Origin of the sequence: Aliikangiella sp. G2MR2-5 (genome assembly GCF_015687155.1) — a bacterium.
Classification (GTDB): Bacteria; Pseudomonadota; Gammaproteobacteria; order Enterobacterales; family Kangiellaceae; genus Aliikangiella.
Genome location: NZ_JADPQF010000004.1, coordinates 293,869 through 308,186, shown reverse-complemented (window position 1 = coordinate 308,186; position 14,318 = coordinate 293,869). Strand labels below are relative to the sequence as shown.

The window sequence follows — 14,318 nt, the reverse complement described above, 5'->3', positions numbered from 1 at the left end:
GGCATTGAAAGAACGGATCGAATCTTTTTAGTTTTTTATGATCCATTTGATTCAGCTACACGTAAATAAAACCAGGTAACGTGCGAGAAAGCATCGAGACTAGCCCATAAGCAGTATCACAGCCGATCGCAAAGAAAGAACCAGGACTACTTCGATAAAAAATGCAAAACGCTTTAGAAAAAAGACAAATCACAGCTAATCTTGTATATTGGCCTAAACGAGTCAATAGTATCAAGCAACGACCAATGTCTTCTACGACAAAACCAAAGCCCAATAGTGATGACTGGAAAGTGCATCTTTGTGCGGTAAGCCATAACCAGGACAAAGATGCATTTCGCGCACTTTACCTGCATTTCGCACCGAAAATAAAAGCGTTTTACGCCAGTCATGGGCTGACCAACAAGTCGGAAGAGATGACTCATGAAGTATTTATGAAAATATGGCAAAAGGCTAAAACCTATAATCCTGAAAAAGCAGCAGTAGCTACCTGGATTTTCACCATAGTGAGAAATCTTAGAATTGACTATTTAAGAAAGAAGCGTATAGAGGAAACCAGCGAAGAAGAACCTGTTTTAACCAGCAGCGAGCCTGGACCAGATGAGGAACTCCAGGCCGACAGAAGCCGCTCATCATTACTATCAAATATAGATTTGCTCGATGATGAACAGCGACATGTAATTCAGAAAGTCTATTTCGAGGATAAAAGCCATAGCGATGTCGCTAAAGAGCTGGAAATGACTTTAGGAACTGTTAAATCCAGAGTAAGAAGCGCTCTGAAAATAATGCGCTCCCAAATGGGAGGTAAAGAAATATGAACTACCATCCAGATATTGAATTATTACTTAAATATACCAGCGGAAAAGTAGCTCCCGCTTTATCTATTATCATTGGACTTCATCACCATAGTTGCCGTGAGTGTCAGAAGAAAATCAGTGAACTGGAATCAATAGGAGGTAACACTCTCGAGTCGATTGAAGTTGAGTCGATTGAAGTTGAGTCAATGGGAGTTGATGAACAGTTTGACAAACTCATGCAAGATATTGAGTACCTTTCTGACTCTAATGAATCATCTGCATTTGATGAATGTGCTATTGCACAGATTGATCTTGATATTGTAAATACTATTTACAATAAACAATTTCAAACTTTCGACTGGAAGCGTTTAACATCAAAAATATTTAAAGCTGAAATTGACTTGCAAGATGAAGGAATGACAATCGAGCTATTAAGATTTGCGCCAAATGCCAAAATTCCTAAACACACCCATCAAGGTGAAGAGTTTACGTTAGTTCTTGACGGTAGCTTTAGAGATTCTATGGGTGAGTACAGGGAAGGAGAGTTTGTGGTACAAGACCAAACCACTGAACACCAGCCTATCGCAGGAAAAGACGGTTGTATTTGTCTCGCGGTAACCAATGCTCCTTTAAAATTTACCGGCGTAGCAGGTCCTCTGATAAACTGGTTTATCCGTCAATAGATATTACAAGCAATTTGAAAAAGTCAGGCATTCACTTGGGAATGCCTGAAGATATGCGTGGATAAAAAATTAAAAAACAAGCTACGCTAAAGCATATCATTCAATTTCTAAGAATTTACAAAGCTTATTTAAGGTAGGTTTTAGAGTTTGTCGCCATAGTCAAATCATTTGCTTATATGCGTTGAACTATTATCGGAATACTCCGGTAATTCACCAATGTATTTATCCTGTGAGACAAAAATCAATTCTTTGGTATTAAATTTCTTTTCTTTAGCGAGCTTTAAAAATTTTTCGATTATACTGTCATCAACTACTGGCTCTCTGGCCAATAACCATAAATAATCTTCAGAATCACTTGCTATAAACGCATATTGATAATCAGGATCAATTTCAAACACAATATAATCGGCATAAAATGGCCAGAAAAAGGTTACCTCCAAATGTCCGACAGATTCTTCAATAGCAAACTCTGCGTAACCCTGAGCTTCTTCCCACTCACCGTCCTCAGTGTTGAATCCTTTGTTTTTTACCCCTATGTCACCATTTTTCTTTAACCAGTAAGTAGCAGTAACATTGTCCAGTTCTCTTTCAAAGCTATTATCAATACGCGCTATTTCATACCAGGTACCAAGATAACGGTTGGAATCAAAGTTGGAAACAGGTTGAATAGACCAGTCATTGGCCTGACAGGTAAAATTTAGGAAAAAACAGCTTATGCCAGCAAAGTACTTTAAAGGTTTGTTCATTAGAATTAATCCAGTTAGTGCAATATCTGGATATACGTATACTAATTAAAAACAGATCACCAATCTTTGACAGTTGACTCCCTTCCGCTAGCTATTCCTTGAAACAGGAAGTTCCTCAAAGGACTTTAAATCACTGGCTGGCACATACCATTTTGCGTCAAAAGCACAAAAAATATTTTGCGTCGGTTTGATTCCCGGATCATCATCCAGAGTACCGGCAGGAACAACCATAGTTTTTCCGGTTTGTATCATCCATGGAAGAGACGACCCGCAATTTTGACAAAAACTGGTGGCGAAATATTTAGTATCGGGAAGTTCGAATTTGCCAACAAAATTTTCCCCTTTAACCCAATTGAAATTGTCCGGACTTACAAAAATGTTTGCCGCATGAGCGCTACCGGTAAACTTTCGGCAACGCTCGCAGTGACAGTACTGGAAGATACCGAGACTTTCGGTAAACTCATAGTGCACTTTTCCACACAAGCAGCTTCCATGAACCTTTTTTTTGCTATTCATTATTCCGATTTCTCATCAATGTTCCGGGTTATTACTATGAAAAATTAACAGCTCTTTTCGTTAACTTTCTTTCAAGGCGGCTTTTATTCGTCGAACAAAAGTCTCTGCATCTTCAAAACCAATAGCGCGGTAACGCTTGTCCTCTTTGCCCTCTCGATCAATGAACAGGATGCTGGGCAAACCTACCACTCCATACTTGTTCATTAGCGCTTTATCGATAGTATCATTTTTTGTTACATCAGCCTGTATCAGTACAGTATTATCAAGCGCCTCCAAAACTTTGGGGTCGGAGAAAGTGTAATCGGCAAACTCATAGCAGGCAGTGCAACTTTCAGCAAAAAAATCGAACATCACTGATTTACCTTGAGCATTGGCCGCCAAAATTTCTCGCTCTACATCAGCAATACTCTTAACCAGTTTAAATTGTGCATGTGCGCTTGATTCTCCACGAAAGCTAGCCAGAGGATCGGTGAGTCGATCATTTCCATTTACACCACCGACAATAAGAACTAGCGCATACAGACTCATCACCAGGCGTGCACTGGCCCAAAGTTTTCCACTGATAGTCGCGGTGGAAGATTTTAAGTACACTGCTGCCCCAATCAAAAGCGCTGCCCATAAAAATAAATAGAGAGGGCCAGGGATCAGATGTTTGGAAATATATAGCGCCATTCCCAGCATACCGACACCAAAAGCGCCTTTAACTGCATTCATCCACGCCCCAGCTCTGGGCAATACTTTGTTACCTCCGACGCCAACAACCAATAGCGGGATCCCCATTCCGACAGCTAACGAATAAAGAGCGATCCCCCCAATTAGCTGGTCTCCAGTTTGAGCTATGTACAGAAGCACCCCTGCCAGCGGCACTGTGACACACGGCGAAACAACCAGGGCCGAGATAGCGCCCATAATACCGGCTCCGATATAGGATCCGCTTTGCTGATTATTGGAAATACTATTGAGTCTACTTTGTAACCCGCTGGGTAATTGAAGCTCATAGAAGCCGAACATGGATAGAGACAAAAGCACAAATATACTCGCAGTAATACCGATAAACAGAGGTTCTTGGAAAGTTGCTGTCAGCGACTCTCCTGCTGCACCGGCCAAAACGCCAAAAATAGTATAGGGAATAGCCATTGCCTGAGTGTATGAAAGCGACAGTCCAAATGCTTTTCCAGTTGATATCGACTTGCCCTGGCCAACAATAATACTCGACAAGATGGGTACCATTGGCAAAACACAAGGCGTAAAAGCAAGGCCAATACCTAACAGGACGAAGTAAAACACGATTTCAATCAGGCTTTTGTCACTCAGAAAGTTAACTACCTGCTCCTGTTCTGGTACAAACTCTTCATTCATAGCGCTGTCAGAAGACGTTGAAACCTGACCTGATTTAACTGAGTCAGACGTCTTATTACCATCATCAAGCAAGCTGTTGCTTCCTGAGTCAATTGATGTAACCGCCGTTCTCGGCTCAATTTTGTCAGCAAAAAGCTGAATTCGCTTTTCTTCTGGTGGATAACATAACCCTGCTTCAGCACATCCTTGATACTCAATAACAAAGGTAAACTCTTTTTGATGGGCCTTGAAAGGAACGCTCAATTCAAGAAAGTGATAGTAGACCTCCACATTCCCCAGATATTCATCGACTTTTTTCTTCCCATCAGGAATAAAAGCCTCTCCGAGAGAGGCACCTTCAGCACCAAAAGAGAAGCGACTGCGATACATATAGTACTCATCAGCGATTTCAAACTTTACGATTATTTCCTGATCAACTATTTCAGTCGAAAGTACAAAGGCTTCATCCACCTTGAGAAATTCTGTGCTGGCTTTGAAAAGATCAGCCAAATCGTCGCTTTCAGCAGCCCACACAGCCCCCCCTGCTCCAATACTAATGAGAAAAACCAGGGTCGAGATAAAAATATTCTTTAAGTTATTCATTTGTCTAATCTTTTTGCTTCTAGTCAGGAGACTGCCCTATTTCTCTTCAGCTATCTCAAGAGATGAGTCAATCCACTTAAAATACTCGTTACTGCCGTCAATAATATCCAGAACGATAAACTCGGGGACATCATAAGGATGTATCTTCATCAGGCTATCTTCTAATCGAGTCACTGTCTGCGATCCAGTCTTCATCATCAGTAAATACTCGGCCTCTTCACAGATTTTGCCCTGCCAATAATAGAGAGATAGCTGTTTTGCACTGATATTGACACATGCAACCAGTTTTTGTTTCAGTAAATTTTCAGCAATCTGACGAGCGGTCGACTCAGAATCGACAGTAGTTAAGCAAAGGCGATAATTATTAGTACTAGTCACCAGGGTAAATCCTTCAGCTAAATTTCAAATTTATGGTTTTAACTAAATGATTCACAGGCGATTACCTGATCTCCCCCGTTCGCTAGCGCTTGCGAGAGAAGGTTCACCGATTGCTCAAACCATTTGTGCGCATCAGAGTTGGTCGACAAGGCCGACAAGCCGATACTCACCGTCATTGACTTATCTTCGTGCTGTAGATGGAAGGGAAGTTCCGCAAATTGGAGACGAATTTCATCCATTATACGTCGCCAGTCTTTTTTGGTGCCTGTCGTTAGTATAATCCCGAGCTGTCCGGTTTCAAGGTGTCCAATGATGTCCGTTTTGCGTAATCGCTTTTTAAGTAGCAAAGCAAGTTGCGAAATTGCCACATTGATGAGAGAGAAACTCGCGGCATCGATTAACTCCTGAGTATTGTCCAGCTGAATCACAGCGAGTGCACCATTGCCCGCATTTCGACTCATGCGCGCAGATTCTATGGCGATTTGCTGCTTAAACTGGTGGGCATAGGCAAATCCGGTGTCAGGATTAATTCCTATTTGAGGATTGAGCTCTCTGAACCGCTTCGCATAAAGATTGGCCATAAACATCAGCTGCTCTTTTTGCACGGGTTTGACGATAAAAGCGGTACCTCCCGACAAAAGCGCCTGGTTTTGCTTCTCCAGACTCTCTTCGGCAGAAAGAAAAATAATTGGCAGATAGGCATACCTTGGCATCTGCCTGATTACTCGGGTTAGCTCTATCCCGGAGCAACCTGGCATTTGCATATCCATGAGGATCATTTCTGGCTCAAATCCTCGAAGTGCTTCCAGTAACACGCTTGGATCGTTAACAATTCGAGTCTCGAAATGCCCCTTGCCGAGAACTTTGTCATAGTAGCGAGCCTGTGCCTTGGAGTCTTCCATTACTAGAACACGATACGCAGAATCAGCATGCAAGTCATACTGACGCTCAATAACCTCTAATAAAGCCGAGATTGAAACCGGTTCAACCAAAAAGCCTGTGCCACCACTGCGTAATGATAATAGCCGGTCTTGCTGAGAGTCTTCTTCGGACAAATAGATGAGCGGAATTCGATTGGTTTCTATTTCATTATCTTCCAACTGCTCATTGTTTACCGCCAGGGAAAGGGGTGCAACAATAATGCTACCCGGATTATCTATTGCATGCTCTTTAGCTTCTGAAAGGCTAGTTGTATAGTGTACTTCAACGCCTAGAGAAACAAATTGCTCCCCGAGGCCTTGATACTTATCCGGAGTTTCGCTGGCAAAAATAACAACACCCTTGTCCAGATATATTCCCTGCTCTTCAAGTGAAGAATCAACGCTATCGTCTTCATCGACCTGTGCTTCTTCAACTTTTGGTGTTGGTTTTGTTTCTATAGCAGGAACCTCTTTTTGCGGCTTGACGCCGAGTTCCAGCTTTTCTGAGTGCTCCGCCAGTTTAACCGAAAGCCTCTTTAATAAAGGCTTCTGTGTTGCAAGTGCGTCTTCACTCATTGAAAGTTGTTTATAGACATTATTGAGCAACTTGGCAGTAAGCTCAAAGTTCTGGGCAAGACAAGATTCTCTGGTTTTATTAACCTGAGATAACAGAGCTTTAACCCTGAGCGGATCAATATCCTGACAGGCCATATCATTCAATAACCGTGAAAACTGGCGGAGTTTGACCGGTGTTCGACGGAGGAACTGCTGATTGACTTCGTTACTAATCTGACTTTCTGGCATGAAATATGGGTACTAGCGTTAATCTGGTTTCGGGTTATTCGAGCTACATTAAAAAGACTAATTCTGTAATCGACTGCCAGATGAGAAACATCCTGTCGATTAGAGAAGTAAGCTCGCCTGCTAAATTATGGTTCGTTTCAAATAATAATAGCATGCTTTGATAGCCCGATATTGCTAAATTCGTAACATATAAAGTTAACGGATATTTGATTTAGAAACAATTAGTTACTACTTTAAGTTTGTTATTTTATTTGAGCCGCCCCACATAATGTTAAGAATCACGGTACAATTGAATGGTGAGCAGGGTAGGAATAGATCATTTTTTACTCTTTTCAATTGAATATACTGAAATTTACTACCACAGAGAGTTATTTTGCAGCTTTTACTATTACTTTTTATCATCACCCCGATTATTGAGATCGCCGTTTTTATTCAAGTCGGAGATCTGATGGGATTAGGACCAACTTTGTTAATGGTGCTGGCAACTGCAATATTGGGAGTTCATCTGTTAAAAAAGCAAGGATTGCACACCTGGCAACAAATTCAGACTCAGCTAGCACAGGGACAGGTCCCTGCAATGGCAATGGCCTCTGCCGCACAGTTACTATTTGCCGGCGGCTTGCTGCTAACCCCAGGATTCGTTACCGATACTATTGGTTTTTTATTGTTAATCCCGGCCGTTCGCTATCTGGTTGCAGCACAAATGCTTAAGCGCTGGACTTCAAAAGCGAGTAATTTCCAGGCAACCTACTCGCATACGGCCAATTATTCTTATCACACTCAGAAAAGTCAGCAACAAAGTAGTAAGTACCACTCACATCATTCCGGCAGAACGGTTGAGGGCGATTATGAAGATCAATCTCCTCACTAGGGCTGGCTGGCTTGATGGCATAATTAGTTATATATCAATGAGTTGTGGTCAATAACATTATTTTGATTAAATAGTTTTTTAGAAAATCGCTGCTATACTTTGAGAAACACATAAATAAGTCAAATAACACTCAAAGCATGCCATTTTTCAAAAAGCCACTTCTCTTGACTCTATGCATCAGTTTATTTGTTACCTACGCACAGGCAATGGTAAAACTTAAACAGTTGAGTACTGAAGATGGTCTCAACCAAAGTAATATTTCCGGTCTTTTGGTTGATGATGAAGGCTATTTGTGGATTTCCTCACTTCAGGGACTCAATCGCTATGATGGGTACCGCATTCGAAAAATAAGCAGTCCCGGCGACGTTTTACTCAATAACTTTACTGAATCACCACATCAGGACTCAACCGGTAAAATCTGGGTTGGGGCCGCGCCTCACGAGAATTTTATTCTCGACAAGAAACAAAATAGCCTCAACCCATTTAGCTTTCCGGATCCTCCGGATTTTAAGCTAGAATTTCCAATACTAACCGAGCTGGTTGAAGATAGACATACTAACTTATGGTTGACTACTTACTACGAAGTTTTTTATTACCATCGCAACAGCAATAAGTTTGAGTATATTGATACCATCAACAACTGGTTCGATAATCCGGACAAGCAATTTATCATCAGAGCGTTACTTCTTCTCGAAGATCAACTATTAGTGGGGACTACCGTCGGTCTGTACAGTCTGGATCTTTCCAGCAAAAAAGTTAGAAAGATTATTCACACTCCAGACGAGTCTGATGTCAGAGACCAAAATGATGTCAAAGTTTTAACTTTAGATCGTCTCGGTCGGGTTCTAGTCGGAACAGTAGAAGGTCTTTATGCTATACAACTTACCGATCTTCAGTCGTCAGAACCTAAAAAAGGTCCTTTAGGCAAATCAATAGTCAAAGAAAGAAATATCTGGCAGGTTATAGAAAAGCCGCAATTTTACTGGCTCGCTACCGACTTAGGACTATTTAAGCTCAACAAGACCGGCGAACTAAAGCACCTGTTGCAATTATCTAAAACACCTTTTGCTATCAGCGATGATGACATTAATGTCATGGTTGAAGATAAAGAAGGTGTCTTGTGGATGGGAACTCGTGGAGAAGGTGTTTTTAAATGGAAGCCCAATCCGGCGATAAAGCAATATTATTCCAAAGATGGCCCAGCTTCAAAATCATTGAGCCATGACCAGGTTCTAACCGTCAAAGAAACCGAGAACGGAGAACTTCTGGTAGGTACTCAAAATGGATTGAACCTGGTCGACCTCGAATCCCGGAACGTCGAATCATTTCTGATAAATCCCGATGAAAAACAGGTAGTCAGCTCAAGTACAATTTATGAAATTGCGCTGTCCGAAAATGAAATTTGGTTGAATACCGGAAAAGGATTGAAAGTTGTTAACAGAGAGACTAAAAGTCTCTCCAATAAAATTTTTGATGAAAAAACACAGGAAATATTGAAAAAGCCATTCGGAGGGCTACGTTTTGTCGATGAAAAAACATTATTATTTTCTAATCTCGATGGTACCTACCTGTTAAATACGGAAACAAACCAGGTATCCATGGTTGAATCTAGCAAGACCAATGGAGATAGAACCAAGACACTAGGTCTACTTTTTGATACCGCAACCGGAGAAAGAAGCACCTACTTCGCTTCAGGATATAATCGTCTGGTCAAATATGATCATGATTCTGGACAAATCTCCAGCTTTCACGAATTACCGCCAAGTGAATCGTATATTTCATCTCCTGCCGACGTTTATCGTGAAGGAGATAAACTCTGGGTAACATACACAGGCCTTGGATTATTCATACTCGATGCAAATAACGGCGAAGAACTCAAGTTTTTTAAGGAAGAAGAGCTTGGTGTAAACACGATTATGGATATCTTTCCAGATAATCACGGCAACCTCTGGATTACAACCAATACAGGTCTGCTCAGGATTAATAAACTGAATTACAACGCGAAAGTGGTTGATAAGAATGACGGATTTGCTACAAGCGAGTTTATGGGAGGTGCTAGTACCAGGCTTTCCAATGGGGACATTGCCCTGGGTAGCCTGAAAGGACTTTCCATATTTTCTCCAAATCTGATGACTAGCAGGGTGCAAAGAGAGGTCACCAATAAAATAACCAATTTATCTGTTCTTTCCAAAAAAATGGGCTCTAGATATGGCGACTTTAACAATACAGAACTGACACTTGAGTACAATGATTTTGGAGTAAAAATTGAGCTATCAGCACTATTACTTGATAAACCAGAGCAGATAAAATATCGCTATTGGATTGAAGGTGCGGCAAACATTAAGCCGATATTGACTAAAGAAAGTGAATTATTTTTTCCGTCAATCGCTACTGGTGAAAGCATTCTGTATGTTACCGCAATAGACTACGAAACAGGTGCTGAATCTAAGCCCGCAGTGCTAAAAATTCATAGTAAACCTGCTCCCTGGCTTTCCAGACAGGCTTTTGCCAGTTATATACTACTGTCAATTCTAATATTCTGGTTTAATTATCATCGATACAAGAAGCGAGCAGAGGCAAAGGCTGCAGCTCACCAAAAAATTATGCAAAGCGAAGAGCGTTTAAGTCTTGCGTTACAGGGAAGTAATAGTGGTCTTTGGGACTGGCATGCAATCAGCAATGTTATCTATGAACCTCGGCTGCAAAATGATGGAGATGAGGAAGAAGAGGAAATATCTTTTGAAGAAAGAATTCAGGCAATACATGAAGATGATCGCGAGAAATTCTTAACCGCTTGGGCGACTTTTTTGCTTCAGGATAAATCCCAGTTCGATATCACTTATCGTCTTAAAAATAAGAAAGGCGAGTGGGCCTGGTATCGAGATATGGCAACGGTAACTGAAATTGATGAGCAGAGACGCCCCATTCGTGTAACCGGTACTTACACAGACTTTACCGAGCGCAAAGAAGCGCGAGATAAAATGAGACTTTTCTCGAATGCCTTTGAAAATACCCGCGATATCGTATTTGTACTCAATCATGAAAAGAATGTTATTGCTGCCAATAGTTCTTTCTACAAGCGAACAGAATACGAAAATAGTCTCGTCATAGGAAAACCGATGAAATTCCTCACCGATGAGCAGGGGAATAGAAAAATCATAGCATCACTATTTAAGCAAATCTATTTGCAAAGTCATTGGGAAGGAGAAGGCCTGCTTACCCGAAATTTCAAACGTCCATTACCAGTACTTATCAACGCTACCAGTTTCAAAGACAATGAAGGCAAAGAACATTTCGTATTTGCTCTGACTGATATCAGCAAGCAAAAACAGGCTGAAAATGAACTACGAAAACTAGCTAACTATGATGCGCTTACAGGTCTACCAAACAGAGCCTTGCTTTTGGATCGAATTACTCATGCCATCGAACACTGTCGACGCCGTTCTCAAAAACTAGCACTTTTCTTTATCGATCTTGATCGATTTAAGCAAATCAACGATACACTAGGACACGATGTGGGAGATTTATTGTTAATTAATGTTGCCCAAATATTGCGTAAAGCAATACGTCAAGACGACACTGTAGCGCGTTTAGGAGGCGATGAATTTGTAGTAATGCTTGAAGATATTGACCATATAGACTCTATTAATCGTATTGCACAAAACATCATTGAAAAAATGCAAGAGCCTATGTTATTGCGAGAAAACCAAATTTCTGTATCCCCGAGCATAGGAATTTCTACTTACCCGACCGATGGTGATGATGCTCAGCAATTATTGAAAAATGCAGACATTGCAATGTACCACGCTAAAAATGCTGGCCGAAATAATTTTCAGTATTTCGAAAACTCTATGAACCATGCTGCAAAGGAAAGATTAAGCTTGGAGAATCAAATTCGAACGGGCGTATCTAACCATGAATTTTACCTGGTCTATCAGCCACAAATTTGTCTTAAAACCAGGAAGATTATTGGAATGGAAGCGCTGGCTCGCTGGAAAAACTCTGAGGGTCAATATATTGCGCCATCAGAATTTATTCCGATTGCAGAAGAAATAGGCTTGATTATTCCGATAACGGAATATCTTCTTGACAAAGCATTTACTGACCTCGCCAAGTGGCATCAAAAAGGTTTAAAAATAGGTATGGCATTTAATCTTTCTGCCAGACATTTACACCATTACGATTTCAATAGTTTTATTGAGCTTTTGATAAAAAAGCATTCTGTAAAAACCGAGCTCATTGAATTTGAACTAACAGAAAGTATCCTAATGAAAGATATGGAAAAGGCTAACCGAATTTTTGGAAAGTTATCCGAAAAGGGGATCGATCTTGCTCTGGATGACTTTGGAACAGGTTACTCTTCGCTCAAATACCTTAACCAGCTTCCAATTAAAAAACTAAAAATTGATCGCAGCTTCGTACAAAAAGTTGGCTTGAGTCAAGAAAACAATGCGATAATAAATACCATTGTTTCTCTGGCGAAGTCGTTGAACCTGAAAACTGTCGCGGAGGGAATAGAAACTCAGGAACAACTCAAATTCATGCACAATGCAGGGGTTGAGCACGCTCAAGGATTCCTGTTTGCCAAACCAATGCCGATTGAGGAAGTTGAAAAGCTTCTTAACAAGACCTTCGAAATTATTTAGCATAACACTAAGCGTAGCGATACAACATTAATAAGAATTAATTATGGATTTCATCTGGATTTTTTTCGCCTTTGCCTGCGGCATGCTATTCTGGCTGGCAAAGCTACCTCCGCTGATAGGCTATCTGTTTGCGGGCTTTATTCTACATGTTCTTGGATATCAACCAGATGCCAGTATCGACCTCATCGCGGATATGGGCATCACTTTAATGCTATTTACAATTGGTCTTAAGTTAAATACCAATGATTTATTGAAAAGAGAAGTTTGGGGTACTGGCATAGGCCATATGCTTCTCTGGTCTGCTGTTGCTTTCGCTTTGCTCTTGATTCTCTCCGCCTTCGGTTTTTCATCTTATCTTAATCTTGATGACTCGAGTGCAGCTATTCTAGCATTTGCTCTTAGCTTCAGTAGTACAGTCTGTGTCGTTAAACTGTTGCAAGATAGCGGAGAACTCACAACCAGGCATGGAAGAGTTGCCATCGGTATCCTGGTTTTACAAGATATTGCTGCGGTCATTTATCTGGTCATAGCAACCAAACAGGTTCCTTCTCTTTGGGCCCTGTGTCTGATTCCAGCATGGTGGTTACGGCCATTCTTCATTAAGCTAGTAGAAAAAGCCGGACACAGTGAACTACTACCTTTGGCAGGTATATTTCTGGCCCTAGGCTCATATCAAATATTTGAATTTGTCGGTATTAAAGGCGATCTGGGAGCGCTTATCGCAGGCCTACTACTCAGCGGCTCTTTAAAATCAGCAGAGCTGGCAAAAGCTTTACTCAGTTTTAAAGATATTTTTCTGATTGGCTTTTTTGTTTCTATTGGCTTTACCGCTTTGCCGGATTGGTCAATGCTTCTGTCGGCGCTAATTTTGGCGACGCTATTATCACTTAAATTTGCCCTGTTCTTTTTTATTTGTTGCGCGATTCGGTTAAGAGGGAGAACCGCCTTTTTAACAGCTCTTTTGATGTCAAACTTTAGTGAATTTGGATTAATCGTTTTATCACTCAGCAGTGAGATGGGGTTAATTGGCAAAAACTGGCTTGTCATTCTGGCGCTGGCAGTTTCTATATCTTTTATTTTTACCAGTATTACTTACCGACTCGCGCATAAAATTTATGCTCGATTCAAGCATAAAATCAAACGTTATGAAACAAAGCTGAGATTGAGAGAGGATATTTATATATTGCCCGATAGCGCGGAGATACTCGTGGTAGGAATGGGCCGAGTAGGGCGGGGCGCCTACAAAGCGTTAAATCTGCTTGCTGGAGAAAGAGTCTGGGGGGTCGATGCTAATCGTGATAGAGTTAAAAAGCAAAAGCGAGACGGAACCCGAGTATTTCCTGGAGATGCGGAAGATCCCGATCTCTGGGACAATCTGAAACTTGACCAGGTAAAGCTTGTGCTTCTCGCACTACCATCAATCCGTGATAGTCATAATATTACCGAACGCTTAAGAGCAGCTAATTACCATGGTAAAATCGCCGCTATTGCTCGTTATGAAGACGAAAAGCGCTATTTGCTACACGCAGGTATCGACAAGGTATTTAACTTCTTCACAGAAGCCGGTACCGGATTTGCTGAAGAAAGCCTGGAACTAGTCGAATCATCTGCAGACTATGTCGACTAGCGGTCGGGATTACAAACGCCCTACTTTTGATAGACTTAAGACGCTTTCGAAAGAGGTTCCGTTTGATACCCGGCTTTAACCAATAAGCTCTCTGACAAATCTTTCTTTTCACAGTCTGTATTTTGAGCGGCAGCAAAATTAATGTTTCCACAATTAATGCACGCTTTTACTTTCATCTTACCTTTGTAAAAATATTGCCACTGATGATTAGAAATAGACATACTACACCTTTCAATAAACGTTGATTATTCCACTTGCAATTCAGTGTCTGAATCATAGTCCATTGATTTAAAGTAAGTAGAGATAATTTCTCCATCGAAACGAGACTTAATTCACATTTACCGGGGCTGCTTGCTTTAACAGCCGCCATTATCTCGTGGCCAGATAATATT

General features: G+C 41.0%; 11 protein-coding genes. 5 read left to right on the top strand and 6 right to left on the bottom strand.

Translation table 11 applies throughout. The features are described from left to right. The first annotated feature begins 245 nt into the window (after positions 1-245). Positions 246-815 carry an RNA polymerase sigma factor gene (locus tag IYN84_RS14365; RefSeq protein ID WP_210330512.1) on the top strand — a complete coding sequence of 190 codons (570 nt, stop codon included), beginning with the start codon at positions 246-248 and terminating at the stop codon, positions 813-815. Continuing rightward, positions 812-1,477: a ChrR family anti-sigma-E factor gene (locus IYN84_RS14360; protein ID WP_196139932.1), complete on the top strand. Its 666-nt coding sequence runs from the start codon at positions 812-814 to the stop codon at positions 1,475-1,477. The genes IYN84_RS14365 and IYN84_RS14360 overlap by 4 nt, the downstream gene beginning before the upstream one ends. A gap of 164 nt (positions 1,478-1,641) precedes the next feature. Here the strand turns inward: IYN84_RS14360 and IYN84_RS14355 are convergent, their stop codons facing one another. The 5 genes from IYN84_RS14355 to IYN84_RS14335 all read right to left on the bottom strand — a co-directional run bounded on the left by IYN84_RS14355 (position 1,642) and on the right by IYN84_RS14335 (position 6,782). Continuing rightward, a complete protein-coding gene (locus tag IYN84_RS14355) occupies positions 1,642-2,223 on the bottom strand; it encodes a lipocalin family protein (RefSeq protein WP_196139931.1) in 582 nt (193 codons plus the stop codon). Between the two features lie 87 nt (positions 2,224-2,310). Further along, positions 2,311-2,739, bottom strand: a complete 429-nt coding sequence (locus IYN84_RS14350; RefSeq protein ID WP_196139930.1) for a GFA family protein — start codon at positions 2,737-2,739, stop codon at positions 2,311-2,313. A gap of 60 nt (positions 2,740-2,799) precedes the next feature. Further along, positions 2,800-4,680, bottom strand: a complete 1,881-nt coding sequence (dsbD, locus tag IYN84_RS14345; protein WP_196139929.1) for a protein-disulfide reductase DsbD — start codon at positions 4,678-4,680, stop codon at positions 2,800-2,802. A gap of 36 nt (positions 4,681-4,716) precedes the next feature. Continuing rightward, positions 4,717-5,058: a divalent-cation tolerance protein CutA gene (gene cutA / locus IYN84_RS14340; RefSeq protein ID WP_196139928.1), complete on the bottom strand. Its 342-nt coding sequence runs from the start codon at positions 5,056-5,058 to the stop codon at positions 4,717-4,719. 38 nt (positions 5,059-5,096) lie between these two features. Beyond that, positions 5,097-6,782, bottom strand: a complete 1,686-nt coding sequence (locus IYN84_RS14335) for a response regulator (protein ID WP_196139927.1) — start codon at positions 6,780-6,782, stop codon at positions 5,097-5,099. Positions 6,783-7,155: 373 nt separating this feature from the next. Here IYN84_RS14335 and IYN84_RS14330 point away from each other — a divergent pair, with 373 nt between their 5' ends. The 3 genes from IYN84_RS14330 (at position 7,156) to IYN84_RS14320 (ending at position 13,926) form a co-directional block, all read left to right on the top strand. Then, entirely contained in the window at positions 7,156-7,653 is a 498-nt protein-coding gene (locus IYN84_RS14330; protein ID WP_196139926.1) for an FxsA family protein, read from the top strand. A gap of 206 nt (positions 7,654-7,859) precedes the next feature. Next, positions 7,860-12,299: an EAL domain-containing protein gene (locus IYN84_RS14325; RefSeq protein ID WP_196139925.1), complete on the top strand. Its 4,440-nt coding sequence runs from the start codon at positions 7,860-7,862 to the stop codon at positions 12,297-12,299. A gap of 43 nt (positions 12,300-12,342) precedes the next feature. Then, entirely contained in the window at positions 12,343-13,926 is a 1,584-nt protein-coding gene (locus IYN84_RS14320; RefSeq protein WP_196139924.1) for a cation:proton antiporter family protein, read from the top strand. 35 nt (positions 13,927-13,961) lie between these two features. On the opposite strand, the gene IYN84_RS14315 is transcribed toward IYN84_RS14320, so the two are convergent. Continuing rightward, a complete protein-coding gene (locus IYN84_RS14315; protein ID WP_196139923.1) occupies positions 13,962-14,147 on the bottom strand; it encodes a hypothetical protein in 186 nt (61 codons plus the stop codon). Positions 14,148-14,318: the final 171 nt, after the last annotated feature.